This window comes from Nonomuraea ceibae (assembly GCF_019396325.1).
GTDB classification, from domain to species: Bacteria; Actinomycetota; Actinomycetes; order Streptosporangiales; family Streptosporangiaceae; genus Nonomuraea; species Nonomuraea ceibae.
In genome coordinates this window covers 36,016-60,205 of record NZ_JAHKRO010000043.1, presented here as the reverse complement: position 1 = coordinate 60,205, position 24,190 = coordinate 36,016, and the positions used below count along the sequence as shown (strand labels likewise).

The 24,190-nt window shown below is 71.1% G+C and carries 22 protein-coding genes and 1 pseudogene; 7 read left to right on the top strand and 16 right to left on the bottom strand.

Annotated elements, in window-relative coordinates; genetic code table 11:
• Window positions 1-47: 47 nt before the first annotated feature.
• The 5 genes from KME80_RS25180 to KME80_RS25160 all read right to left on the bottom strand — a co-directional run bounded on the left by KME80_RS25180 (window position 48) and on the right by KME80_RS25160 (window position 5,243).
• The gene (locus KME80_RS25180; RefSeq protein WP_219508606.1) at window positions 48-704 is read right to left on the bottom strand and encodes a response regulator; all 657 of its coding nucleotides are present in this window, start codon (window positions 702-704) and stop codon (window positions 48-50) included.
• A gap of 65 nt (window positions 705-769) precedes the next feature.
• Window positions 770-2,263: a carboxylesterase/lipase family protein gene (locus tag KME80_RS25175; RefSeq protein ID WP_219508605.1), complete on the bottom strand. Its 1,494-nt coding sequence runs from the start codon at window positions 2,261-2,263 to the stop codon at window positions 770-772.
• A 231-nt stretch (window positions 2,264-2,494) separates the two neighbouring features.
• Complete coding sequence (locus KME80_RS52825) at window positions 2,495-3,640, bottom strand: methyltransferase (protein ID WP_219508604.1); 1,146 nt, start codon at window positions 3,638-3,640, stop codon at window positions 2,495-2,497.
• Window positions 3,641-3,950: 310 nt separating this feature from the next.
• A complete protein-coding gene (locus tag KME80_RS25165; RefSeq protein ID WP_219508603.1) occupies window positions 3,951-4,256 on the bottom strand; it encodes a hypothetical protein in 306 nt (101 codons plus the stop codon).
• A 252-nt stretch (window positions 4,257-4,508) separates the two neighbouring features.
• Window positions 4,509-5,243 carry a TetR/AcrR family transcriptional regulator gene (locus KME80_RS25160; protein ID WP_219508602.1) on the bottom strand — a complete coding sequence of 245 codons (735 nt, stop codon included), beginning with the start codon at window positions 5,241-5,243 and terminating at the stop codon, window positions 4,509-4,511.
• Between the two features lie 97 nt (window positions 5,244-5,340).
• Here KME80_RS25160 and KME80_RS25155 point away from each other — a divergent pair, with 97 nt between their 5' ends.
• Complete coding sequence (locus tag KME80_RS25155; protein ID WP_219508601.1) at window positions 5,341-6,033, top strand: GNAT family N-acetyltransferase; 693 nt, start codon at window positions 5,341-5,343, stop codon at window positions 6,031-6,033.
• 40 nt (window positions 6,034-6,073) lie between these two features.
• Here the strand turns inward: KME80_RS25155 and KME80_RS25150 are convergent, their stop codons facing one another.
• The 3 genes from KME80_RS25150 to KME80_RS25140 form a co-directional block, all read right to left on the bottom strand.
• Window positions 6,074-10,282 carry a caspase, EACC1-associated type gene (locus KME80_RS25150; protein ID WP_219508600.1) on the bottom strand — a complete coding sequence of 1,403 codons (4,209 nt, stop codon included), beginning with the start codon at window positions 10,280-10,282 and terminating at the stop codon, window positions 6,074-6,076.
• Window positions 10,275-10,697, bottom strand: a complete 423-nt coding sequence (locus KME80_RS25145) for an effector-associated constant component EACC1 (RefSeq protein ID WP_219508599.1) — start codon at window positions 10,695-10,697, stop codon at window positions 10,275-10,277. The genes KME80_RS25150 and KME80_RS25145 overlap by 8 nt, the downstream gene beginning before the upstream one ends.
• Window positions 10,698-10,959: 262 nt before the next feature.
• On the bottom strand, window positions 10,960-11,532 hold the full coding sequence (locus KME80_RS25140; protein WP_219508598.1) for a hypothetical protein: 573 nt from the start codon (window positions 11,530-11,532) through the stop codon (window positions 10,960-10,962).
• A gap of 204 nt (window positions 11,533-11,736) precedes the next feature.
• On the opposite strand from KME80_RS25140, the gene KME80_RS25135 reads away from it, so the two are divergent.
• Window positions 11,737-11,973: an SCO4226 family nickel-binding protein gene (locus tag KME80_RS25135; RefSeq protein WP_246645752.1), complete on the top strand. Its 237-nt coding sequence runs from the start codon at window positions 11,737-11,739 to the stop codon at window positions 11,971-11,973.
• Between the two features lie 167 nt (window positions 11,974-12,140).
• On the opposite strand, the gene KME80_RS25130 is transcribed toward KME80_RS25135, so the two are convergent.
• The 4 genes from KME80_RS25130 to KME80_RS25115 all read right to left on the bottom strand — a co-directional run bounded on the left by KME80_RS25130 (window position 12,141) and on the right by KME80_RS25115 (window position 15,762).
• Window positions 12,141-13,124 carry a sigma-70 family RNA polymerase sigma factor gene (locus KME80_RS25130; protein WP_308125922.1) on the bottom strand — a complete coding sequence of 328 codons (984 nt, stop codon included), beginning with the start codon at window positions 13,122-13,124 and terminating at the stop codon, window positions 12,141-12,143.
• A gap of 102 nt (window positions 13,125-13,226) precedes the next feature.
• Window positions 13,227-13,607: a nuclear transport factor 2 family protein gene (locus tag KME80_RS25125; RefSeq protein WP_219508595.1), complete on the bottom strand. Its 381-nt coding sequence runs from the start codon at window positions 13,605-13,607 to the stop codon at window positions 13,227-13,229.
• Window positions 13,608-13,694: 87 nt separating this feature from the next.
• Complete coding sequence (locus KME80_RS25120; protein ID WP_219508594.1) at window positions 13,695-14,645, bottom strand: SDR family oxidoreductase; 951 nt, start codon at window positions 14,643-14,645, stop codon at window positions 13,695-13,697.
• A gap of 118 nt (window positions 14,646-14,763) precedes the next feature.
• Window positions 14,764-15,762 carry an NADP-dependent oxidoreductase gene (locus KME80_RS25115; RefSeq protein WP_246645751.1) on the bottom strand — a complete coding sequence of 333 codons (999 nt, stop codon included), beginning with the start codon at window positions 15,760-15,762 and terminating at the stop codon, window positions 14,764-14,766.
• 123 nt (window positions 15,763-15,885) lie between these two features.
• Here KME80_RS25115 and KME80_RS25110 point away from each other — a divergent pair, with 123 nt between their 5' ends.
• Window positions 15,886-16,206 carry a LysR family transcriptional regulator gene (locus KME80_RS25110; RefSeq protein ID WP_219508592.1) on the top strand — a complete coding sequence of 107 codons (321 nt, stop codon included), beginning with the start codon at window positions 15,886-15,888 and terminating at the stop codon, window positions 16,204-16,206.
• Window positions 16,143-16,844: a LysR family transcriptional regulator substrate-binding protein gene (locus tag KME80_RS25105; protein WP_219508591.1), complete on the top strand. Its 702-nt coding sequence runs from the start codon at window positions 16,143-16,145 to the stop codon at window positions 16,842-16,844. Before KME80_RS25110 ends, KME80_RS25105 begins: the two co-directional genes overlap by 64 nt.
• On the opposite strand, the gene KME80_RS25100 is transcribed toward KME80_RS25105, so the two are convergent.
• Window positions 16,826-19,096 (bottom strand): hypothetical protein, encoded by a 2,271-nt coding sequence (locus KME80_RS25100; RefSeq protein ID WP_219508590.1) that lies wholly within the window; start codon window positions 19,094-19,096, stop codon window positions 16,826-16,828. The two genes, KME80_RS25105 and KME80_RS25100, sit on opposite strands and share 19 nt — an antisense overlap.
• A gap of 197 nt (window positions 19,097-19,293) precedes the next feature.
• On the opposite strand from KME80_RS25100, the gene KME80_RS25095 reads away from it, so the two are divergent.
• A complete protein-coding gene (locus KME80_RS25095) occupies window positions 19,294-20,517 on the top strand; it encodes a cytochrome P450 (RefSeq protein ID WP_219508589.1) in 1,224 nt (407 codons plus the stop codon).
• A 90-nt stretch (window positions 20,518-20,607) separates the two neighbouring features.
• Here KME80_RS25095 and KME80_RS53290 read toward each other — a convergent pair whose 3' ends face one another.
• On the bottom strand, window positions 20,608-20,709 hold the full coding sequence (locus KME80_RS53290; RefSeq protein ID WP_372455387.1) for a hypothetical protein: 102 nt from the start codon (window positions 20,707-20,709) through the stop codon (window positions 20,608-20,610).
• Window positions 20,709-20,873, bottom strand: a complete 165-nt coding sequence (locus KME80_RS53285) for a nitroreductase/quinone reductase family protein (protein ID WP_372455386.1) — start codon at window positions 20,871-20,873, stop codon at window positions 20,709-20,711. Before KME80_RS53285 ends, KME80_RS53290 begins: the two co-directional genes overlap by 1 nt.
• A gap of 1,034 nt (window positions 20,874-21,907) precedes the next feature.
• Here KME80_RS53285 and KME80_RS25080 point away from each other — a divergent pair.
• Both KME80_RS25080 and KME80_RS25075 read left to right on the top strand, forming a co-directional pair.
• Window positions 21,908-22,930 carry a Gfo/Idh/MocA family protein gene (locus KME80_RS25080; RefSeq protein ID WP_219508587.1) on the top strand — a complete coding sequence of 341 codons (1,023 nt, stop codon included), beginning with the start codon at window positions 21,908-21,910 and terminating at the stop codon, window positions 22,928-22,930.
• Window positions 22,931-23,111: 181 nt separating this feature from the next.
• Window positions 23,112-23,264, top strand: a complete 153-nt coding sequence (locus KME80_RS25075; RefSeq protein ID WP_219508586.1) for a hypothetical protein — start codon at window positions 23,112-23,114, stop codon at window positions 23,262-23,264.
• Window positions 23,265-23,870: 606 nt separating this feature from the next.
• On the opposite strand, the pseudogene KME80_RS50660 reads toward KME80_RS25075, so the two are convergent.
• Window positions 23,871-24,126, bottom strand: a pseudogene (locus KME80_RS50660) (transposase); the annotation flags it as partial.
• Between the last annotated feature and the right edge of the window lie 64 nt (window positions 24,127-24,190).

The window sequence follows — 24,190 nt, the reverse complement described above, 5'->3', positions numbered from 1 at the left end:
GGCCGCCGTGGTGTCGCCCGTGGCGGCCGGGTGGTCGCGGGTCGTGTTCAGGCGGGCTCGTCGAGGAGTCCGGCCTGGTGGGCGAGCAGGGCCGCTTGCGTCCGGTGGGTGAGGTCGAGCTTGGCCAGGAGGCGGGAGACGTAGCTGCGGACGGTCGTCTCCGACAGGAACAGCCGCCGGGCGATCTCGGGATTGGTGAGTCCTTCACCGAGGCAGGCCAGCACCTCGCGTTCGCGCTCGGCCAGCGTGGCGATCCGCGATCGGGCGGCGTCGCGCCGCTCGTCGCCTCTGGAGGACTGGGCGATCAGTCTGCGCGCCGCGCTCGGGGACATCACGACGTTCCCGTCGGCGGCGACCTTGACCAGGTTGAGCAGCTCCTCGGCCGGGGTGGCCTTCACCAGGAAGCCCGCGGCTCCGGCCTCCAGGGCGCCGAGGACGTGCTCGTCGGAGTCGAACGTGGTGAGCGCGACAACCGCGGGCGGCGCGGCCAGCGCGGTGATCTCCTTCGTCGCAGTGATCCCGTCGACGCCCGGCATCCTGAGGTCCATCAGTACCACGTCGGGCTGGTTGCGCAGGACCTCCTCGACCGCTTCTGCCCCGTCTTGTGCCTCGCCGACCACGTCGAGCTCCGTGCTGGAGCCGAGGATGGTCTTGAGATGCCGGCGGACCATCGGGTCGTCATCGGCGAGCAGAATCCTGATCATGTCTGCTGAGTCTGCCATCCGCCCTGGCGGGCCGTGGTGCCCGGGCCCGGGCACCACGGCGGTGATCAGTCGGTAAGTCCGCGCCAGAAGGCGCACCGGTGCTCGTCGCCGAGGTCGACCGGGCCGATGCCGCCCTGGCTCGCGGGTTTCAGGCTGAGCACGGTCTGGCCGGACGGGGTGAAGGCGTGCCAGGCGGGTGCGCCGGCGGCCTGGGGCTTGCCGCTGTGGGCGAAGGACGTCCAGTAGCCGATCATCTGCTGCGCCAGCCGCCACTGCTCGGAGGTGAGCCCGTCCCAGGACTCGCCGTCCAGGTCGAACAGGTAGGGCAGGTCACTGGCGTGCTGGGCGCCCAGCGGGAAGCCGGAGGGAATGCCGGCGATGTTCGGGGCCTGGGCGTCGGCGAACTCATAGGCGTACACCGTGGTGCGGGCGGCCAGCGCCTGGTTGCCTTCCAGGGTCGGGCAGGCCCATGCGCGGTCGCTGCTCACCGTCGCCCAGGCCAGGCCGGGCGAGGAGAAGGCCGTCAGCGGGTATTCCCGCATCACCGTGCCGGCCTGATCGCCGAACGCGCTCTTCATCAGAGCGGGGTAATTCTCGGCGGTCACCGGGATGCCGGCCTGTGCAGCGCCGGCGACGAAGCCGTTGCTCTCCCTCCTGGTGGCGCCGGAGATCACCGGCACGCGCAGGAACCTGCCCGTGCGCAGCGCCTGCGCCGGGTCCAGCGGCAGCAGCGGCGTGCCGTGGGCGAGGGCGCTGCCGAACCGTTCGTTGATCTTCATCAGCTCGGAGACCGGCTTGGAGCGCAGGCACTCCAGCTCCTTGCCCGCCGCGCAGCCGAGCTGCTTGGCCGCGGCCAGACCGATGTCCCGGCTGGTCTTCAGCGAAGCGTATGGCGTGAACGGCGGCATGTCCGGAACGGGGACGTAGGTGCCGGACGGCCAGTTGAGTGTGCACGTCCCCGACTGCATGACGGCCTTGTCGACCAGGCCGCGCGTGGCCGGGGAGGTCAGCAGCGCGCAGGTGCTCATCCCGCCGGCGGACTGGCCGATCAGCGTCACGTTGCCGGGGTCGCCGCCGAAGGCCGCAGCGTTGCGCTGCACCCATCGCAGGGCTTCGAGCTGGTCGGCCAGCCCGAAGGTGCCCGAGCCCGGCAGCCCCGGCAGCGCGAGGTAGCCGAACGCGCCGAGCCGGTAGTTCGGCGTCACCACGATCACCTCGCCCTGGCCGGCCATCCGCCGGGCGTCGTACATGCTGCCGGAGCCTTCGACGAAGCCGCCGCCGTGCAGCCACACCATCACCGGCAGCGGCTTTCGAGACGCCTTGGCCGGTGCGGTCACGTCGAGGAACAGGCAGTCCTCCCCGCCGAGCTGCTTACCCCTGTCCGCCTGCGGGCATGGCCGGCCGGGCTTGGTGGCGTCGGCCACCCCCCGCCACGGGGCAACCCGCACCGGCTCCTTCCACCGCAGCCTGCCCAGCGGCGGCTGCGCGAAGCGGATCCCCGAGTACGTCCTGACGGCGCCGTCGTCCACTCCCCGTATCCGGCCCGAGTCCAGCTTCACGATCGACGGGCGTGGCTTGGGCGCCGTGGATGGCTGCGCCGCGGCCTGTGTGACGCACGCGGTCAGGGCAAGGCAGCCGCCGGTGACCAGAGCGAGTAGCCGCCGGATCGGCGGGCTCGCCATTGACGTGGCAAAACGCGATCTTTTTGCGCTCATGCGGGCCAGTCTCGCGCTGGGCCGGGGGTCGCCGTGAGGTGCGGACGTTGCGGCTTGGCGATCGGTTGTTGCGAATCAGCGCGACCAAGGACCCAGCGGCCGGGTGGCGGCGCCGGTGAGACGCCAGAGCGAGGTGACTTCCGCAGCGCGGGCGGCATGGAGGAAGTCAGCGGTGTCCCGCGCTCGTGGATGCTGCGGCCTGGTGTCGATTTTGTCCAGCACGTGCAGGCCGGCTGCCTTGATGTCGGCCAGCAGTTCACTCCGCGTCCTGAGCCCGAGGTGCTCGGCCAGGTCCGACAGGATGAGCCATCCTTCACCTCCCGGTTCGAGGTGTGCGGTCAGCCCGTACAGGAAGGCGCGGAGCATGCTGCTGCCCGGGTCGTAGACGCCTTGCTCGACGGCGGAGGTGGGCCGGGCCGGGATCCAGGGCGGGTTGCAGACCACGAGGTGCGCGTTTCCGTCCGGAAAGAGGCCGGGGCCCACGACGTCGACGCGTCCGGTGAGGCGCAGCCGGCGGATGTTCTCGCGGGCGCAGGCCAGGGCGCGGGGGCTGATGTCGCTGGCCACGACGTGGTCGATTCCCCGTCGGGCCAGGACGATGGCGAGCACTCCCGTTCCCGTTCCGAGGTCGAACGCGGTGCGGCGCCCCGCGGGGAGCGGTGCATGTGCGACGAGGTCGACGTATTCGCCCCTGACCGGGGAGAACACGCCGTAGTGCGGGTGAATGCGAGCGTCGAGGGCCGGTACTTCCACGCCCTTCGTACGCCACTGGTGCGCTCCGATCACGCCCAGTAGTTCTGTGAGCGAGACAGCCATCGGCCCGGACGGCGGCCCGTACGCCTCGGTGCATGCCTGGCGCACGTCGGGGGCTCTGCGCAGGTTGAGGCTGTAGTCGTCTTCCAGCAGAACGAGGAGCCGGCCGAGCACGCGGGCCCGGTGGGCGCGGGCTCTGCGGTGCAGGTGGAAGGACTCTGCCGGGCTGCCGCCCTGCCGGGAAGGTTTCCGGTCGATGCGGCGGCCCATCGCCTGCAGGAGTTGACGTGCGTTGTGGAAGTCGCCCTGCCACAGCAAGGCGGTTCCTTCGCAGGCCAGACGGTGAGCAGTGTCGGCTTTCACACGGTCGTCCGCGCCGACGACCCGGCTGGGAGGCGGTGTCGCACTCTCGGAATGCCAGTGAGCGGAACGGAGGATGCCTGTCTCGGTCCAGTGAATGGTGGACACCACGTACTCCTCGTGAATCGAACGTGCAGGGCACGAAGAGCACTTCGACGAGGAGCAGGGCGGACGGCCCGTGCTGCTGCAGCACGGGCGCGCGTGTCAGGGCAGGTAGGGCTACCGCTCCCGCGTCGAAGCGCGAGAGGAGAGATCGCCGAGAACCATGCCTAGCGTCACGACCAGCCCTTTCGGAGAGATGACACAAGAGGCTCGCACAGCCGCCCCTCCGCAGTCAAACCAGGAGAGCCGGTCGCGGCTCCGGTGACCGGGGCACAGCCGATGTTGCAGCAGTGCGCGGCCAGTAACGTGGAGTCCTTCAGCCCCTGCCGTTGCAGGTGCGCAGCTCATGGCGTGCCTGGTGGCGGCTCCGGCGCCGGTCCTCGCGGCGGATGTGACTCCACTCCCGGCCGCCGCCGAGAATGCCGCATTCGAACAGGTAGTGGTCAGTGGCGCCCCAGTAGCAGCCGCTTCTTCCGCGGCGGTTCATGAACGCGCTGTCGGCGGTGATCTCCTCCGGCAGCGTGCACGGCCCGAACCGATGATCGTGCACGGGACGGCAGTTCGCCATCGGCGCTTCAGCCATGCCCACCCACCAGGGCCGGGTCTTGTCGGTCTTGCTCATACGGTCACCTTTCGGCTCCGCGACGCCCCGGGATGGGGCTGTCACAATACCGGATGCACCGTGATCACCTCCACATTCGCCCGCCATGTCGGAGCCGGAAGCTTATCGCGCTGGACTTGTCCCACCCTGTGCGAGCCGTATCTCCGCACCGGTCGGCCAGGTCCCGCACCGCGCCCTGGACGGTCCGCTGGGGGATGGCCGACAGCGGACCGGCCCCGCCTGCCTGGTCGCGTTCGGAGCCGGCGGGGCCGGTTACCGGGCTGGGCGGGAGATCAGCGCTTCTATGCCGTCCAGCAGGAGGTTGAGGCCGAACTGGAAGTCGGCGTCCTCGGTCCAGCCGGTGGAGTCCCTGAGCAGGCCGGCGCGCATCATGGCCGACAGCGCCGGGTACGTCGCGGGGTCGAGGACCTCGGTGAGTATCTCGCCGTACTCGGTGGCGCCCTTGGCCCTGGCGGCGAGTTCGGTGCCCCCGGCGCCGAGCGAGTGGGTGAGTGTGGCGTCGGTGAGGGCGTAGCCGGTCAGCACCGTGGCGGCGTGGAATCGCTGGCCGTCGTCCAGCCCGGTGTCGGACAGCGCGTCCAGGGCCCGGTCAAGCCAGAGCAGCCGCCGCGGGCCCATGGGCGGGGTGCTCGGGCGCAGCTCCAGCAGCCAGGGCCGCGACAGCAGGACGTCGCGGGTGAGCCGGGTCCACGTGGCCAGGTAGGGGCGCCAGGGCAGGTTCCCGCGTTCGGGTGGTGGGGGCACGGCGCTGTCGGCCATGACGGTCAGCAGTTCGTCCTTGCTGCCGACGTACCGGTAGAGCGCCATCGGGGCGACGCCCACCTGGGCGGCGACGTTGCTCATGGAGACGGCGGCCAGCCCTTCGGCGTCGGCGATCTCGATGGCGGCCGTCGTGATCGTGGCCAGGTCCAGGCGCGGCCGGGGGCCTCTGCGCGTGGTGGGTTCGCGGTCCCACATCCGCGCCACGACGGGTGGCAGCTCTGCCATCGAACATCCTCTCGTGCGATCGGGATCTGTGTATGTCATATAGGCTAATAATTGCGTATGACGTACAGAGTAGGGCGTACATGATGATGGAGGCGTGATGGAGATCCGTACGTTCGCACCGGGCGACCGTGCTGAGCTGCGCGAGCTGTTCGGGCGCGTGGGGGAGGGCGCTCCCACGGCGTCGCTGTGGGGGCACGTGGACTCGGAGGCGGCCGTCTACCTGGACCCCTACATGGAGCTGGAGCCGGACTCGCTCTTCGTCGCGGTCTCCGGGGGCGCCCTGGTGGGCTACCTGACGGGCTGCCTCGACAGCGCGAGGTTCCCCGGGGAGGGGGAGCGCATGGAGAAGGCCATGCGGACCTACAAGCTGATGTTCCGGGCCAGGCCGGCGGCCTTCTTCGCGCGCAGCCTGGCCGACCTGGCGTGGGCCGCGGTCCGCAGGCAGCCCCGCGTCGGCGAGTTCGCCGACACCCGGTGGCCCGCGCACCTGCACATCAACGTGGCACCCGAGGCCCGGGGGACCGGCGCCGCCGACGGGCTGATGAGCCGGTGGTTCGACCGGCTCAGGACGGCCGGATCTCCCGGCTGCCACCTGCAGACCCTGGTCGAGAACACCCGGGCGGTGCGGTTCTTCGAACGCATGGGCTTCGCCGAGCACGGCCCGGCGCCCCTGGTGCCCGGCCTCCGGCACGACGGCCGGCGGGTCCACCAGCGGACGATGGTCTGGAGCGCCGGCCGCGCTGCCGGAGAGGCCGAGACCGCAGCGCGGACGTCCGCCTGGCGTCGATGACCGCGGCCGCACCGCCGGCCGAGCGCGGCGCACGGCTGCTTCACCGGCCGAGCACAGCGGAGCACGCCCGGCGATGCGGTGCCGGCAGGTTGAACTCCTGCCACTCCTGCGCCGTCATCGACCTGCCGGCCGCGACGCAGGCCGAGGCGAACAGGTCACGGTCGGCGGGAAGTCCGACGTCCCAGCGCCGCATGGCCGCCTCGACGCCACCTCCGGCGCTGACCAGCGTGCGCCCGTCCGCGCTGAACGCCATCGCCGCGACATACGCCTCATGGCCGGTGATCGCGGCGCCGATCGGCTGCTGGGTGGCCACGTCCCACAGGCGGATCCTCCTGTCGTTGCCGCCGCTGGCCAGGAACCGCCCGTCGGGGCTGAAGGTCAACGAGGTGACGCCCCCGTCGTGCCCGGTCATCGGCGTGCCGATCTGGCGGCGGGTCGCCACCTCCCACAACCTGATCGTCCTGTCCACGTCACTGCCGGCGCTGGCCAGGATGCGGCCGTCGGGGCTGAACGCCAGCGCCGTGATCGTCCCCGTATGACCGGTGAGGGCCGCGATGCGGCGCTGGGCGCCCGCGTCCCACAGGTCCACGACGTTGCCGTCGAACTGGGTCGTGGCGGCCAGGACCCGACCGTCGGGGCTCAACGCCGCCATCGGGTACGACGCCCCTTCCAGCCGCATCGGGACGCCGATCGGGCGGCGCGTCGCCACCTCCCACAGCCTCGTCCCCTCCCGGCCGAGCGTGAGCAGCGCCCGGCCGTCGCGGCTGAAGAGCAGGTCATCGACGTACGAGCGATCGGCGGTGAAGGGCTTGCCGAGACGCCTGCGTCCCTCCACGTCCCACAGTTGCACCGTGCCGTCCCCGGTGACCACGGCCAGCGTGCGGCCGTCCGGGGCCGGCGCCGCCAGGTGGCCGGTGAACGGGGCGCCGATCGGGCGGCCGGCGGCCACCTCCCACAGGCGCGCCTTGTCGTTCTCGTCCGTCGTGACCAGGGTGTGGCCGTCGGCGCTGAACCCCGCTGACATGAGATCGTCCGTCCCGGTGGTGAGCGGAGTCCCGAACTGGCGGAAGATGGACACGTTCCACAGCCGGACCGTCTTGTCGAGACCCGCGGTGGCCGCCGTCCGGCCGTCGCGGCTGAAGGCCATCGAGACGACCTCGTCCGTGTGGCCGCCGAGCGTGGCGCCGAGCTGGCGCCGGGTGGCCACGTCCCACAGCTTGGTCCCGTCACCCCCGGTGGTGGCCAGGACCCGGCCGTCGGGGGAGAAGGCCACGTGGTGAGGGTCGTGCCCGCTGCTGATGGAGCCCTTGCTCCGGAGGGTGGCGACGTCCCACAACGCCACCTCCGTGCCGTTGCCCGCCCCGGCCAGCGTGCGGCCGTCCACGCTGAACGCCACCGATTTGATCTCGTCCTCGAAGCCGACGGTGCCGATCTTGCCGCCGGTCGCCGCGTCCCACAACGTCACGACCTTCTCGCTGGTGGTGGCGAGCCTGCGGCCGTCGGGGCTGAACGCCACCGACCCGATCCCGTAGCCCTGTCCTGCGAGGAGGCGAATCTGGCGGCGCGTGGCCACGTCCCACAGCTGGGCGCCCTTCCCGGTGTGACCGGAGCCGGCCAGGGTGCGCCCGTCCGGGCTGAACACCAGTGTGCTGAGGTCTTCCCGGCTCTTCAGCGGCCCGCCGAGCGGGCGGCGCGTGGCCACGTCCCACAGGCGTACGGTGGCGTCGGCGGCAGCGGCGGCGAGAATGCGGCCGTCCGGGCTGAACGCCACCGCGTCGATCTCCGTCTTCCCGCTGGTGAGCGGCGCGCCGAGCTGGCGCCGGGTGGTCACGTCCCACAGCCGGACGGTGCCGTCCTGACCGGAACTGGCCACGGTCCGGCCGTCCTGGCTGAACGCCACTCCTTCGACGGCCTCGGCGTGCCCGATGAGCGAGCCCTTGCCGGGTGTGCTCGACGCGCTGAGCAGGGCGCGGCGGGCGTCGTCGGTGGGCGCGAAGTGCCAGGCGGTGGCGGCGAGCGCCTGCGCCTGGAGGGGGTCGCGGGTCAGGACGCGTTCGCTTTGCGTGGCGAGCTGACGTGACAGGGCCTGACGGCTCTGGGTCTCGGTCAGCCGCTGCTGCGCGTCGGCGTCGCGGGCCGCGAGGACGGCGGTCCCGGCGCCCGCCAGCGATGTGATCACGAGAGCCACCAGCGTGACGAACGTCGCCCGCCGCCGCCGCGCCAGCCGCCGCACGGCCTGGTCGCCGGCTCGCAGGAAGTCGCGGGCGACCTCCCCGAGCGCGGCGTGCTGGGCGGGGTCGGCCTCCCAGCGCCGCCGCGCGGGAGCGATGGCGGCCAGGCGGGCGCCGCTGTAGAGGTAGCCGGCCTGGCGGTGGTGGGCGTCCCAGCGGGCGGCGTCCTGCGCGAGCTGCTGCAGCGCCAGCAGGTCGGCGCGGTCGGCCTGGAGCCAGGCGCGCAGCCGGGGCCAGGCCCGGATCAGCGCCTCGTGGACGATCTCCGCCCGGTCGCTGTCGACCGTGACGAGGCGGGCGCGGGTGAAGGCGTCGAGCACCGTACGGGCCAGGTCGTGCTCCTCACGGGCCGGCAGCACGTCGGACAGCGGCGCGGTCCTGCGGGTGTCGCCGGTGTTCTCGCCCAGGTGCACCAGCCGCACCAGCATCCGGCGGGCGAGCCGCTGCCCGTCCTCGCCCAGCCCGTCCAGGGTCTGATCGGCGGTACGGGCCAGCGCCTGGCCGATGCCGCCGGTGGCCCGGTACCCGCCCAGGGTGAGCACGCCGTTCTCGCGGCGTTGCCAGGTGGCCAGCAGCGCGTGGGAGAGCAACGGCAGCGGCGGGCCGCCCAGCCCGGCTCCCAGGTCCTCCAGCAGCAGCTCCACCAGCCCTTCTTCGAGGGCCAGGCCCGCCAGCCGGGCGGGCTGCTCGATCACCTCGCGCAGTTGCTCGCGGCTGAGCGGGCGGACCACGACCGGGTGCTCCAGCGCGTGGGTGAGCTCGGGGAAGGAGGTGCAGTGACCGAAGAAGTCGGCGCGCACGCCGATCACGACCGCGGCGCGGCGCGCCGCCGCGGCCAGCGCCGCGATGAACGCCGCCCGCTGCGCCTGGTCGGTGCATTCGGTGAACAGCTCCTCGAACTGGTCCACCACGATCACCGCGTCGCCGGGCAGGGCCTCCACCAGCTCCGCCCATCCCGCTTGTTCCGCCGGTTCCGCCCGTTCCGGGACGTCGGCGACGGCCTCGATCGCCTCGCGCAGGCGCGCCGGCGGGGCCGCGCCCGGCGTGAGCAGCAGGCAGCGGCGCACGCCCAGAGCCGGGATCAGCCCGGCCCGCAGCACCGACGACTTCCCCGCCCCCGAAGGGCCGGCGACCAGCAGCGGCTCCCCGCCGCAGCGGCGCACGCGCTCCTCCAGCGTGCGCGTGAGCTCCGCGCGGCCGAAGAACAGCGCCGCGTCCTCCTCCCCGTAGGAGTGCAGTCCCAGGAACGGGCTGCGGCTGCCGTCCTGCGCCGCCGGGGCGGGCAGCGGGCGTCCCGAGGGGAGCCGGTAGGCGACGTTGACCGCGAAGGGACGGCGCCCGGCGGCGTCGGCGGCCTGCCTGCGCGGCAGAGGCAGGCCGCGCGCCCGCAGATCCCGGTTGAGCGCGGCGTGCACGTCGTCCAGGGACAGCAGCGGCGGCCCGGCGGGATCCCCCTCCGACAGCAGGCGGATCAGCGCCCCGGTGAACGCCGTGTGCCGCTCGCCGGGCAGCGACCAGGCGGCCTCGTCCATGCTGGTCGCGGTCAGCAGGTAGCTGTCCGGCCAGCCCGCGGCGCGGCCAGCCCAGCAGCAGTCCATGATCACGATGCTGAGCCCGGCCCGGCTCCTGGTCAGCAGCTCGCGCGCCTCGGCGTACGGCAGCGCCTGGTTGCGCGGCGGCCCCCGTCCCAGGTCCACGCTCGCCCGCGTGGCCAGGTACAGCCGGTTGTCCGGCCCGATCAGCCCATGACCGGCGTACCAGAACAGCAGCACCTCGCCCGCCCGCCCGGCCAGGGCGTCGATCTCCGCCGCCAGGTGGGAGGGATCGGGCGGATCCAGCAGGCAGGTCACGTGCTCGCGGGCCAGCCCGGTGGCCTTGACCAGGGCGTCGGCGAGATCCCGCGCGCTCGTGGCCGCCGCGGGCACGTCGCCCGTCAGCGCTCCGGGAACATGCCGGCTCGACCCCACCAGCAGCGCCCGCACCCCAGGGCCGGACAGCAGCCCCGGCCGGTCAGTCACGCGGGCCCTCCGCGGGTGGCAGCCCGTCCTTGAGCGCGGCCTCGACCTGCGCGGCCAGCGCCCGGGTCTGCTCGGCGTTCAGCGTCCTGACGCGCTGGGCGCTGACCTCGACCTCGGTGTCGCCGTCCGTCCTGCGCACCTTGACCGTCACGTCGCTGGTGCGGTAGCGCAGCCAGGCGATCAGGACGCCGGCCACGGCCGCCACCACGCCGGCTGAGCCGGTCACCACCTGCACCGCCTCGGCCACCGGGCCCAGCGCCCCGGGAGGAGGCTCGCGTTCGACCAGGCGCACCCACCGGCGGACCAGGGGATCCTCGGACAGCCACGCGTGCAGCTCCCGCACCTGGCCCGGCCCGCCGTCCACCGCCAGCACGCCCTGGCCGGCACCCGAGGTCTCGTTCGAACCGCTTCCCATGCCACCCCTCCGCGAGCCGGTACGGCGATCGCCACCTGGGTATCGCTCCGGCCGGTCCCAGCGCTACCCGCCCGGACGCGGATCCTCCCGAGACGCCGACTTTGCGCCAGCGGGCGCTTGGCGTTCTGGAGCTGCCATCTCTGGCTGTCCCCGCCCCAGCACCGGGACGTGACGATCCGGTCGCCGTTACCCGGTTCGGCCCAGGTATGGCAGGTCGGCGAGGGGCCCCCGGATCCCCGGCTGGACGGCTAGGTCGGCCGGCTCAGAGCTGGATGCCCTTGATGATCTGCGCAAGCTCGGGTACGAGAGGCTGGCTGGCCATCACGGTGACGACGACACCCTTGCGCTCGACCCATCCCGCGTACTGGCCGTGGCCCAGCGCGCCGTCGCCCTGCTGGGTGAGCACCTGACGGTCACCGATCTTCACGGTCTTGGTCTTTCCTGAGAACGTCCCGATGTCGAACGGCCCGTTCTTGAGCTGCGCCAGCTTGCTCGCCTTCGGCCAGCACACCACCCTGACCCACAGCGACCGGCTCCGGCGATCCACCTCGCTGCGGTCGTCAGTCCACTGGTAGCCATACTCGGTGATGCCGTCGTGCTTGTTGACGACCACCGATCCGTTCTTGAACCCCTTCGGGATGTGGTTGACGCGGACTCCCTTGATAGCGGTGGCGCCCCTCGGCGGCTTGTCGATCTTGGAGTCGTACGACCGCTTCACCTCCGCCTTGGTCGGGACGGGGCAGTTGGGGCGCTCGGCGGCCTGGGCCGGGAGGGCCACCACAGCCGCGGCGACGGGCAGTACGGACAGCACGGCGATCTTCTGCAGCTTGTTCATACCGGGTTGGATGCGACGGATTCGCGGAAAGTTCAGTAGCACGCGGCCCTGCGGTCACCACGGCAACGCCGACACCACCGGACTGTGAGAACCCGCCGGCTGCTTCTCGCCGTGGACAGGCTTTGAACCAATACGGGGAAACCGGTGGCCCGGGTCGGATCTACGCTGGGATGGACATGGAATTGGGAGGAAACCATGAAATTCATGGACGTCCACCATGGCATGACCGGCATCACCGCGGACCAGCTCAAGCAGGCCCACGACGCTGACCTGGCCATCCAGGAAGAAGAGCGGGTCACTTTCGAGACGGCGTGGGCCGATCCCGACTCCGGGCTCGTCTACTGCCTGTCCGAGGCGCCGGACGCCGACGCCGTGCAGAGGATCCACCAGCGTGCGGGGCACCCGGCCGACGAGATCCACCCCGTGCCGCTGACCGTCTAATTGCTCAGACACTCTTCCCGGCACCGGGAAAGGTGAAGGGCTGCGGCCGATGCGCACATGTGCGCGAGCAGCATGCCCAGGTTCCACGGGCGAGGCCGGCAGGGCCGACGGCGCGCGCTCCGTGACAGGCGTACCGGACGGCCGCCTCCAGCAACCCCACCCAGCCGTCATCGGCGTACCGCCTGGCCGATCGCCGGATCGATCTGCGGCAGGCCGAACAGGGAGAAGACACTGCTGTCCATGAACGCGACAATGCGCTCTATCCCGGCCGGAGAAACGGCGAGCACGTGGAGGGCGTGGGCGCGCCAGGCACCGTCCCGGGTCGCGAGGTAGATCGCGACGCCGGGTTGCCCGTTCGCGTCGACGCGGACGAACCGCGCCTGCCCGGGGGCCGGCAGACGGGGCGCCAGGAAGCGGGCGACGGCTTCCCGGCCCGCGAACCAGGTGGGGATCGGCGGCATCTCGAAGGTGGCCTCCTGTGCCAATGTCCGCGTCAGCGCGTCGATGTCGGCCCCTTCGAACGCGGTGATGTAGCGCCGCAGCAGCTCGCGCTGACGCTCTTCGGTGGGTTCGGCGAGCTGCAGATCAGGCCCGGGGAGGTTGCCGAGTTGTGTCCTGGCCCGCTGCAGCAGGCTGTTCACGGATGCGACGGTGGTGTCGAGCAGCTCGGCGACCTCGGCGGCGCGCCACATCAGCACATCGCGCAGGATCAGCACCGCACGCTGTCTGGGCGGGAGCACCTGGAGGGCGGCTATCAGCGCCAGGCGCAGCGTTCCTCGATCAGCTACCACCTCGGCCGGGTCTCGCGCCTCGTCGGGAACGCGGGCGGGGAAAGGCTGCAGCCACGGGATGTCCCAGCGCGGTTCGGCCGGTGCGGCAGGGTCGCCGGCGGGCCCGCCGAGGCCGGACGGCAGGGGGCGGCGGCCGGCCTGCTCCGCGGCGCGGAGGCAGGCGTTGGTCGCGATCCGGTACAGCCACGTCCGCAGCGAGGACCGGCCGGCGAACGTCCCGTAGGAGCGCCAGGCGCGCAGGTAGGTCTCCTGCACGATGTCTTCCGCGTCGTGCACGGAACCCACCATGCGGTAGCACAGTTTGAGCAGTTCGTCGCGGTACGGGTCGGCCAGGCGAGCGAACTCCTCGCCGGGCCTCACTGGCTGTGTCACATCGACTCCCGTCCGCCTCCGCAGCGGCGGATCGTTGGGGCTGGTGTTCCGCGCCCCCGAGCTCGCGGCACGGAACACCCCGGAAGGAGGTCACCCGGCGGCTGCCGCCTGCGCTTCCTCCGCCTTGCGCATCGCGTACGTGTCGAACACCACCACATCAGAGATGATCTTGCCGTCCCGGACGACCAGGTGATCGACGGTGCGCAACGTACCGAACGGTCCGGTTCTCATGTCGTAGACCACCACCGCCTGCTCGGCGTCACCCAGCGCCGCGATGATGTCCACTCCCGTGACAACCTGAGCGAACCCCCCGATCGCGGCCGCCACCGCTTCGGCGCCCTCGAGTCGAACCCGGGGGCTCTGGAACACCACGTCCTCGGCCAGGCACTCCGTGACTGTGGCCATGTCACCGGTTCCGAATGCCTTGATGAACACCGTCGCGACGTCGACGGCTGCTCTGCGCTCTGCCATGAACACTCCTCTGTATTTCTCCACCGATCGATCACGCCGCGGGCGGCGCGTCCCGCATCCCGCATTTACTGATCCGGTGAACGGATGTCAGGCGGCGGGCCGCGGGCGGGTCGCGGTTGAATAGTCAGAGATCGGCCGCGACGAGCGAATGGCCGGCACCAGCTCATCGCGGATGAAGTCCTCGATGCGGTACGCCGCCTGAGTCGCGGGCGGGGGTTCTTCCCGCGGTGCCTCGCCCAGCGCGGTGGCCATCGCCCAGGTCTGGTTGAGCAGCGTCGCGAAGCTGCGGCCGGTGCCCGCCGCCATGAGGTCCGCGATGTCGGCCTCGGCGGAGGTCTGCTCCACCCCTACGGGCCGGTCGAGGTGCTCGCTGAGCAGCGTGGCGATCTCCCGCATGGTCATGGGCCGGATGGGATGAACGGGTGCGGCGCTGACCCCGCGAAAATGCGGATCCCCCAGCAGGCGTACGGCGACGGCCGCCACGTCGCGCGCGCTGACCAGCTGAAGGGTGGCGTCGGTGCCGAGGGGCGAGCTGAGCACAGCCCGCTCCCGCAGCGGCCCCAGGAAGTAGTAGAGGATCTCGAAGAAGCTCGGCGGCTGGACGTGCACCACATTGAGGCCATCCACCTGGTTGAGGATGGACTCGATGGCGGCGTGCCCGGCGATCAGGCCGCCCACGCGACCGTCGTCGGCCCCCTTCGTGCTGACGAACGCCGCATGCCGCAGCCCGGTCCGTTCGGCGGCCGAGGCGTAGACCCGGGCGATCCTACGCTGGTAGCGGGGAAAGTCCGGTGCGGCAGGACGCGGCGGGACGATCAGCAGGGCGCCGTCGACGTCGGCGAACGCGTCCTCCACGTAGCCCTGGTCGGCCAGGTCACCGGCGAGGACCTCGGCTCCGGCCGCCTCCAGCTCCTTCAGACGCGCGTGGTCGCGGCCCATCACGCGGACCTGGTGACCGGCTCGAAGGAGCCCACGCGCCGCGTGGCCGCCGACGTGTCCGGTCGCCGCGGTCACAGCGTAGGTTCGTGCGTTGTCCATCAGTGCCTCCAGCGTTCGGATCCTCTGGATGAATAGATCCGTCAGCTCTGCCGAACTCATCGCCCGGCCGCCGCTCCATGACTCCTGAGCGGGGTCATGGAGCGGCGGAGGCCGGCGATCAGGAGGACACCGTCAGCACGATCTTGCCCTGGATGTGCCCCCGCGCGGCCCGCGCGTGCGCGCTGGCCGCTTCGGACAGCGGGTAGGCGCTGTCCACCCCGACCTGGAGCTTGCCCTCGTCGAACAGGCGCCCGATCTCGGCGAGCTGGGGGCCGTTGGAACGCACCTGAATGATCGAGACGGTGATGCCCAGACGCGCCGTCTCCTCCGGGTCGTACTGGGCGAAGAACACCGGAAGCATGGTGCCGCCACGCTTGAGCACGGTCAGGAACCGTAAACTGTCCGGGCCGCCGACGGTGTCGATCACCAGGTCGACGCCGCTGACCACGTCCGCGGCCCGCGTCGTGGTGTAGTCGATGAACTCGTCGGCGCCGAGCTTGCGCAGGAACTGCTCGTGCCGCCCCGAGGCCACCGCGATCACGCGTGCCCCCTTCCACTTCGCCAGCTGCGCCGCGAAATGACCCACTCCGCCAGCGGCTCCGTTGACCAGCACGGTCATCCCCGGCGTGATCGGCACCGGCCGGTGCACCCGGCCGGTGAAGGGAGAGGGCACGTCGTGGCCGAGGTCGACCAGGTACTGCCAGGCCGTCAGCAGAGCCATCGGCGCACCGGCCGCCTCGACGAAGCTGATACCGGCCGGCTTGTGAGCCAGGTCGGAAGCCGGAGCGGCCACATACTCGGCGTACGTGCGGCCGTCGAATCCCGGGAACCGCAGCATGCCGAAGACCTCATCACCGACGGCGAACCCGGACACATCCGGAGCGACCGCCTCAACCACGCCCGACATGTCCGTTCCGGGGATGAGCGGGAACTCCAGCACCGGCCTCATCTCGGCCGGTATGACCTTCATCCCCTCACGCAGGTACCAGTCCGGCGGGTTGATGCCCGCCGCGTGCACCCGGACGAGCACCTCGCCCGGGCCGATCCCGGGAACCGGCACCTCCTCGTACCGCAGAACCTCCGGCCCGCCCGCCTCGTGGAACTGGATCGCCTTCATCGCGCCCATCGCTTTCTCAGGGGAAACGTTGCTCCCTAAGTCAAGACCCTGGACCGCGTGGCCGTCCAAGACCCCTCCGGCAAACGGGTCATTCCGAAACAGCATGACGCGTACCCTGAAGCGGTGAACGATCTCGGACGGGACCTGGAACTGCGGCTGGTGCGCTACTTCACCGTGGTGGCGGAACACCAGCACTTCGGCCGGGCCGCCGCCGACCTGCACGTGGCCCAGCCGGCGCTGAGCCGCCAGATCCAGCGGCTGGAGAAGTACCTCGGGACGAGGCTGCTGGACCGCACCTCCCAGGGCACCCGGCTCACTCCGGCCGGCCGGACATTCCTGCCCCGGGCCCAAGCCCTGCTGCAGGCCGCCCGCGGGCCGAAGTGGCCGTGCGCGAGCAAGCCCGGAGCGAGCGCATCACCATCGGTTACGTCGAAGACCTGGTGATCACCACCGTCGTACGGGAACTGCGCCACCGTCACCCGGACGCCGAGATCACCACCCGGCATCTGAGCTGCCGCGACGTCGGCGCACTGCCCGACAGGCGCGTCGACGCCCTGATCGCGAGGACCCCGTTGCCGCTGGCCGCCGACGACGTATCCACCACCCCGCTGTACGAGGAACCCCGGATGCTCGTCGTCCCTCGCGGCCATCCCCTGGCCGGCCGCGCGTCGGTGACCGCGGAAGAACTGGCCGGCCAGGAAGCGGCGCCGTGCGCGTTCGAGACCGCGGACTGGACGTCCTATCGGATCCTCGGAGCCGGCGTGCCGCAGATCGAGAGCTACGAGGACAAGCTCGAACTCGTCGCCGGTGGCCGGGCGATCGCCGTCCTGCCGGTCGGCGATCGGCGCAGCTCACTGCGTCCCGACCTCGTCACCGTCTCGATCGAGGGCGCTCCGCCCAGCCAGGTCGTCCTGGCCGGCCGCAGGGGCGACCCGAACCCATGCTCAAGAGTCTCCGCCTGGCCGCCCGGGCAGTCCTGGGAACATCCTGAAGATCTTGGTGGGTGTGCCGGCTCAGCCGCTGGTCATGACGGGATCGGGTCGAGAGCCCACATGAGGACCAATCACCTCCGCTTCCGGTGAACTACCTCCTTGTCGCCCTTGCCCGGATACGCCATGATCAGCAGCCGTTGCCCGCTCTCCGCTTCGCCCTTCCAGGGGAACCAGGCGTGGTGCACGCGGATGCGGTAGTGACCCTTGCGCCCGTCGAGGGCGAGGTTGGGCAGCTCGGTGCCGCTGAGGCTGTCGTAGAGCACGATCTCGCCGCCCGGGCTGTAGTAGCCGACCTCGACCACCTCGTCCCAGCCCTTGGTCTCGACAGGCGGCCGGCGGGTGTAGGTCTCCAGGGTGACGCAGAGGTCGAAGTCGGGGTGGGTCATGACGGCCAGGATGCCGCGAGAGGAGGAGACCAGCCCGTTGCCGGGGTCCGTGTCCGACGCCGCTTCCTCCTCTCCTCCCTCGTACGTCTGCAGCACCCCGTAGTCGGTCCACTGCGGCTCCTTCATCCGGATCGCCCTGGCCGGCTTGATGCGCGGGCGGTGGCGCGGCGTGGCGTCGCACATGGCTTGGGCGTCGGCCTGCATCGCCGCGATCTCCTCGTCCTGCTTGGCCTTCGCGGCCTCGACGATGGCGGTGGCGCTGGGGCAGATGCCGGCCAGAGGATCGGTGAGGGAGGCGCGGCCGATCTTCAGCCGGGCCAGCTCCCGTGGGTCGTTGCGGGTGTGGACGCCGCACAGCCGGCGCCCGTAGGCGAGCACGACCTGGTCGGGCGTGGTGGCGGGGAACACGTGCAGGCCCCGCGCGCCGTCGTGGTTGCGCAGGGAGCACACGAACTTCTGCTCGGCCGTCAGCTCGCGCGGCGCCGCCTGGCCCGTGTCGACCTCCCACGGCGCGGGCAGGTCGCAGTCCGTGGCGGGGCCGCGGGCCTGGTCCGCTGCGGGCAGCAGGCACAGGGCCACCGTCGAGGCGAGCCCCGCCAGGAGGACATGGTGGCGGATGCGATGGGCGGGCGGGGCGGCGTACAGGAGGAGCAGGATGAGGCCGGAGGCGGTGAGCGCGAGGGCGTACCAGAGCGGGGAGATGCCGGGGGAGAGGAGCTGGGCGCTCTCGTAGGGGAAGGTGGCGCCCGGCTCGACGTAGAGGCTTTCCGGGTAGAGCCACAGCTCCCCGAAGAAGGTGGAGTGCTCCGAGGTGAACGCGCTCACGGCGCCGACCCCGCCCAGCAGGAACAGGCTCAGCGTCGTGCCGCGCAGTAACGTGCGCGTCCGCCGCCGCACGGCTGCCAGGATCAGCACCGCCGGCGCGCCGACGCCGACGAGGAGGTCGAGCGCGAACCAGTACGCGGTGGCCTCCGACCCGGTGAACTCGCGTACCACGTCGCCCAGCACGTTCTTCGGCCCGAGCCAGAACGGGATCCCCTGCGCGAGGTTGACGGCTGCGGGGACCAGCGGGAGCACGATCGCCACGGCCGGCAGCGGCCACCACCTGGCGCGTACCCGCACGGGCTCCGTCCGGGGAGAGGGAGGCTGGAGCGTGCCCAGGTCGTGCGCGGAACGCGCCCACCAGACCAGCGAGAAGACCGAAACCGCGCTCAGGAGCGAGGGCATCAGCAGCTCCCACGCCACCGATTCCGCGCCGCCGAACGCCACGATCGAGATCGAGCCGGACGAAAGGAGCGAGAAGAAGACCGCGATCACGCCGGCCCGTACCGTCGCGCCGTTCCAGCGCGGATCCCGCGCCTGCGCCACCAGCAGGGCCACCAGACATACCGACCACAGGGCGTCCAGCGCCCAGGTCCAGTTCTGCCCGGCGAAGAGGTAGTTGCCGCTCTGGTACGCGATGGTGATGACGCCGTCGTGCACCACGCTGAGCGTGCCGGTCACGAGCATGAGCACCTGTGGCCATCGGCGGGGGTTCCCCCGCAGCACGCGGAAGAACAGCCATATCGCCACGAGCTCGACCACATTGGCGACCAGGGACATCCACCACAGGTAGGGGATCGGCAGGTCCCAGGACAGGACGTACACGGACATCGCGTAGAGAGCGACCCGCAGCAGCCGCACCTCCCGGCCGTACCGCGCCGGTTCCCCGCGCAGCCGTCCGCGCAACACCTCCCGGTACGCCCACGCCTGCACCGCGGCGATCGGCACCAGCAGGGCGGCCAGCCACGGCCACGCCCGGATCTCGTCCGCCATGTACCCGTTCGGGTCCGCGACGACCCTCCACAGGGGGACGAGGTCGCCGGTGACCAGTCCGACGACGGCGAGGACGCTCACGGCGGCCACGTAGAGGGCCGCGAAGCCGGCTGCGAATCGGCCGAAACGATGGCGGCGCATGAGGCACTCCGGCATGGGGGATGGGGAGGAAAACGCCCAACCCTACTGATCTCCGGCCAAGTGGATCAAGCGTCGGCTGCAGTCGCCGGAGACACGGCGGGATGTCCCAAAGGGATGTGGCCGATGAGTCATTGACCGCACACGGGTTGTTTCGTACGTTCATGGGGCTCGTCGGACGGCATCGCCGGGAGGCGCTCATGACGGAACTGTCCAGCACCCCATGGCCATGGCCCGACCTTCCGCCCGGTCCGCTCGGCACCGCCTCCCCTGAACTGGCCCGCAGGCTCGCCGAGGCTCCGGCGGAGCCCGTCACGATGCCGAGCGGGGACCAGGTGCCGATGATCGTCGGCTATGAGGACGTCCGTACCGTTCTCGCCTCGCCGGCCAGCAGCCGCAACCTGCGCGAACCCGGGCTTCCCAGGATGGTCAGCGGCACCTCCCTCGAGGACGACCCCTCGGCACTGATCAACCAGGACCCGCCGGAGCACACGCGATACCGCCGCATCATGCAGGGCACCTTCACCCCCCGACACATCGAACGCTGGCGGCCACGCGCGGCCGCGATCGCCAGCGAGCTGATCGACGCGGCCGGCCAGGAGTTCGACCTGGTCACCGATTTCGCCCTGCCGCTGCCCGCGCGCGTGATCTGCGAGATGCTCGGCGTCCCGATGGACCGGTTCGACCAGTTCCGCGGCTGGACGGAGATGTTCCTGTCCACGTCCGAGGCGAGCGCCGAGGCCAGGGGAGAGGGATTCGCCGCGTTCATGGCGTACGCCGGGGAGCTGATCGCCGAGCATCGCGTCAAACCGGGCGACGACCTCATCGACCTGCTCATCGAGGCACGCGACGAGGGGGACAGGCTCAGCGAGCCGGAGCTGACCCACATGGTGTTCACCCTGATCATGGCAGGGCACGAGACCACCGCATCGATCATCATCCGAGGCGCGTTCCGCCTTCTGTGTCACCCTGACCAGTACGCGCAGCTGGCGGCCCGCCCCGAACTCCTGGAACCGGCGGTGGAGGAGATTCTGCGCTGCGAAGGTCCCGGAGGGAACGGCCTGCTCAGGCTGGTCACCGAGGACATCGAGCTGCCCGGCGGCGTGATCCCCGAAGGCACCGTCGTGCTACCCAACCCCACGGGCGCCAACCACGACCCGTCGGCGTTCGACGACCCGCTGCGGTTCGACATCCGGAGGTTCGCCGGAACGGCGCCGCCCAATCCGCACCTGACGTTCGGCCACGGCCCCCACTACTGCCTGGGGGCGAATCTGGCCAGGATGGAACTGCAGGAAGCCTTCCGCGCCCTGGTGACGCGGCTGCCCTCCCTCCGCGCCCAGGAGGACCTGTCGACGCTCCGCTGGACCAACGACGGACTGATCCATCGCCCGGTCCGGCTCCCGGTCAAGAAGAACGCGTCTTGACCGGCCTCTTGATCCGTGTAGGGGGAAGGGCGGCAGGACGAGCTGGCGCGGGCATGGCGTCGTCGTCGGGCCAGGGCCAGGCCGAATGGGTCAGGTTCTGCGGGGCGCGCTGATCCCCTCCAGAACGATCACTGGAATCCGGCGGTCGAGCTTGCTCCGGCAGCCGTTGTACTGCGGCCACAATCGCGTCATCATCCGCCACAGGCGCCCTCGATCGGCCCCGATGGCCTCCGACGCCCGAGCGGGAAGCTCTCCGGGCCGACCTGCGGATCAGCGAGCAGATTGAGATACCAGGCCGGATGCGCGGCCAGACTTCCACCGGACCCCACCACTATGTATCTCCCCGGCCCGTACATGCCTTCGCCTGTACGGCGGAGTTCGCCGCCCGACTCCACGTACTCCCCGATATGCCGGGCGACCCATGCGGTCGGGCTGTCGGCGAGCCCGGGCCGGAGGCAGCCGACACGGTCGGTGTCGTGTCTGACTCCCCGGGCGGTGTCGCTTGACCGGCGGCTGCTCAGGCGTGGTGAGCCCGGCCCATTGCGGCTCCGGTAGGAGCGCGTAACGGTCTACGCACCTACGCCGGCGCGGTGTTCGACCTACGCCGCAAGCACGCTGACCGGTGGGCAGCCCGCGTCGAGGGGTCATCCGATTCGCTCGCTCACAAGAAGGCGCAGGCTGCCAAGACCACAAACGGCGCCCGGCGGGCAATCCGGTCACCATGAGCTCGCTCGGCAGGGCCAAGCTGTTGATGCTGGTCAACGGCGGGACCGGCACCCTAGGGCAGACCCCGGACGGCACCAGTATCAGCGCCGACGTCATTAGCGACGCTTCCCGCCGTTCTTCAGGAGCAGGCTGGCCGAGCAAGGCATGAACGTCGCCCGCTCCACCACCAACCGGTGCGGCGCCGGCCACCCCATCACGCCTCGCGGTGGATCGGCGCTGACGGCACCGTGACGATTCCCGGCCAGGGCATCTCGTACGGGCGCGAAGTGCGGCCGCGCAACCAGACGGCCGAGGTGACGTACGCCCACAAGAACGGCTGGGTGAACAACTCCGGCGCGGACGCGGGGATCGTGAGGGCCCTGCCCGGCAAGGGCGGCGGGCGCGGAGAACGTGGGGTTCGCCGAGCGGCCGGCGAAGCTCGGCAAGGTCATCGACGAGTACGAGAAGCGCCACTTCTCCTGAGCTCCGCCGCCCCCTGACGGCAGTGCCGGACGGGTGCGGGCACGAGCGTTCCGCCGCTGTCGCGCCGTGCCGGGCGGCTGCGCGGTTCAGTTCCGGTTCACAACGCGTGCGTACGTTCGTGGACCAGGGTGGCGCCGAGCTCGATGAGACGGCTCTCCGGCAGGCGGGAGGTCGGCCCGGACACGGCGATCGACCCGATGCAGTGACCGGACCCGTACGCTTCGGCGTCGTCGGCCTCGGCGAGATCTACCAGCTCGCCCACCATCTCGCCTTCCAGCGGGCGGCCGGCCTGGAGGCCGTGGTCGTCTGCGACCTCGACCAGGACGTCGCCACCCGGACGGCGCAGTCGCTCGGCGCCGAGGCCGGCACCGACTACCGCCGGCTCCTCGAGGACGAGCGGATCCAGGCCGTCGACCTCGTCCTGCCCCACCACCTGCACTACAAGATCGCGCGTGAGTTCCTGGAGGCGGGCAAGCACGTACTGATCGAGAAGCCCATGACCGTCGGCGCCGCGGACGCGCGCGAGCTCGTCGCCCTCGCAGCCGACAGGGGCCTCAAGTTCACCGTGAACGAGAACACCCGGTTCGTCCCCGCCTATCAGGCGACGCTCGACGCCGTCACCAGCGGCGAGGTGGGGGACGTGACCCTCGTCCGCACCCTGATCAGCGGCAACGAGTTCGGGCGGCTCGGCAACCCGAGCCTGTGGAAGGGACGCCAGGACGGCTCGGGCGGCGGCACCATCATCGACGCCGGCGCCCACTCCTTCTACCTGCTGAAGTGGATGTTCGGCGAGGTCGCCTCGCTGCGCGCGCTGTCGGAGCGTCTCGTCGACGTCAGCCAGGTCGAGGACTGGTCGGTCGTGGCCGGCCGGATGCGGTCGGGCGCGCTCTTCTCCGTCGAATCCACGTTCACTTCCGGCGGGCCGTGGAACGAGCGCCTCGAAGTGCACGGGACCGAAGGGCTCATCGTCGTCGACCAGCACCAGAACCCGCCGGCCATGATCTTCCGCGGCAAGCGTGACCATGCCGGATCGCCGCTGCCCGGCACGACGTACGAGCCGGGCACCTGGAAGTACAACTCGATCGCGGCCGGGGTGGAGAGCTTCGCCCGTTCGATCGCGGACGACGAGCCGACCGCCGTCTCGCCCGAGGACGGCGCGTACGCGGTGCACGTCATCGAGCTCGCCTACCAGTCGGTGGCCTCGGGCTCGGCCGTCACGGCCTGAGGCTCCCCCCGACCCCTTGGACGACGGGCATGCCGGCCATCGAGGAGAACAACCAACGGCATGGATTAACGCATCCAGGGCGCGCACTCCCGTCCCGACTGGCACGGGCTGTGCGCGTTCCTGGGGGTGGAGCCTTCCGTGCCCGGCCGGGCGTGGTGAAGGCGCAGTCCCGCTGGTCGCGGTGAAGGGCACTCGGCCGCACGGCTCGCCTTCGGGGGAGGCCGAGGTGGTGCACACGGTGACGGGGGAGCTGCTGCCGCTCCGCCGCGACGTGGCCGAGCGGCTGGAGCCGGCGGATCTGGCCTGGCGGACCACTCCACCAGAGACTCCTTGACGCCTGCGCCCAGGGCCGGGCGCCGCCGGCGCGCGACGCAACTGCCGGCGGTTGTGCCGCCTGTGCAGCGCCGTGACGACAAGGCGCAGCGTGCACACTCTCAAGCTCCACCCTGAACTCCAGAACATGGCGGTGGAGACGGTAACTGCGGAGCCAAGCCGGGAGCGATGGTCAGGGCCGCGAGCACGTCGGTCTCAGGTCTGGCGAGCGGCATCACCTCGAGGCCCCCAGGCTTGCGGCGGTGCACTGCTCGGGGAGTTCGCTTCTGCTGTCATGCGAGGTGCAGAGGTCGTGATCTCGGACATAGGGAGGTTTCCAAGGATTTGGCGGTGTACCAGAGGCCCTGGGCGGTGAGCACCACGCCGCCGATGACGACCAGGCCGGTGGCGGCCTGAATCAGGGTGTGACGGGCGGCGTACGCGCTCGTTGGGGGTCAGCTGCCTGCGTTCAGCGGCCGTCAGCGAGGTGGTCTCGCCGGCCAGGCGGCGGGCCGCTGGGCCGATAAGGAACGCGATGATCAAGCTGGCCCCTCCTGCCAAGGCCAGTCCAGCCAGGATTCAGCGCGTCCAGTCCGGGCCACTCAGCAGCAAGGATGCCGCCGAGCAGGCTGTCACGCCCGACAGTGTCGGCGCCTTTGACGCTCTGGGAGTCGATGATTCCCGCGGACGGCTCGCCGTCACGGCCGTTCTGGCGGCGAGCCTTGATGCGCAGCTCGCACAGAAGGGCCTCGGTCACGCCGACCTGCTCCCACTGCTGGAAGTACCAGTACACGGTCTGCCAGGGAGGCAGGTCGGTAGGCAGGTACCACGTAAAGGATGGCGTCGACGATCTCCCGCCGCGGGTGCTTCTCCGGCCGCCCGCCGGTCCGAAACAACACCCAAGCGGTACGATGCAAACACCGAACCGGGCAGCTGGCCGTACCAGCA

Coding starts and splice junctions, on each gene's coding strand:
- KME80_RS25180 (WP_219508606.1), bottom strand. CDS start 704: ATGATCAGGATTCTGCTCGCCGATGACGACCCGATGGTCCGCCGGCAT.
- KME80_RS25165 (WP_219508603.1), bottom strand. CDS start 4,256: ATGAGCAAGACCGACAAGACCCGGCCCTGGTGGGTGGGCATGGCTGAA.
- KME80_RS25160 (WP_219508602.1), bottom strand. CDS start 5,243: ATGGCAGAGCTGCCACCCGTCGTGGCGCGGATGTGGGACCGCGAACCC.
- KME80_RS25155 (WP_219508601.1), top strand. CDS start 5,341: ATGGAGATCCGTACGTTCGCACCGGGCGACCGTGCTGAGCTGCGCGAG.
- KME80_RS25145 (WP_219508599.1), bottom strand. CDS start 10,697: ATGGGAAGCGGTTCGAACGAGACCTCGGGTGCCGGCCAGGGCGTGCTG.
- KME80_RS25140 (WP_219508598.1), bottom strand. CDS start 11,532: ATGAACAAGCTGCAGAAGATCGCCGTGCTGTCCGTACTGCCCGTCGCC.
- KME80_RS25135 (WP_246645752.1), top strand. CDS start 11,737: ATGGACGTCCACCATGGCATGACCGGCATCACCGCGGACCAGCTCAAG.
- KME80_RS25125 (WP_219508595.1), bottom strand. CDS start 13,607: ATGGCAGAGCGCAGAGCAGCCGTCGACGTCGCGACGGTGTTCATCAAG.
- KME80_RS25120 (WP_219508594.1), bottom strand. CDS start 14,645: ATGGACAACGCACGAACCTACGCTGTGACCGCGGCGACCGGACACGTC.
- KME80_RS25115 (WP_246645751.1), bottom strand. CDS start 15,762: ATGAAGGCGATCCAGTTCCACGAGGCGGGCGGGCCGGAGGTTCTGCGG.
- KME80_RS25100 (WP_219508590.1), bottom strand. CDS start 19,096: ATGCGCCGCCATCGTTTCGGCCGATTCGCAGCCGGCTTCGCGGCCCTC.
- KME80_RS25095 (WP_219508589.1), top strand. CDS start 19,294: ATGACGGAACTGTCCAGCACCCCATGGCCATGGCCCGACCTTCCGCCC.
- KME80_RS53290 (WP_372455387.1), bottom strand. CDS start 20,709: ATGACGCGATTGTGGCCGCAGTACAACGGCTGCCGGAGCAAGCTCGAC.
- KME80_RS53285 (WP_372455386.1), bottom strand. CDS start 20,873: ATGTACGGGCCGGGGAGATACATAGTGGTGGGGTCCGGTGGAAGTCTG.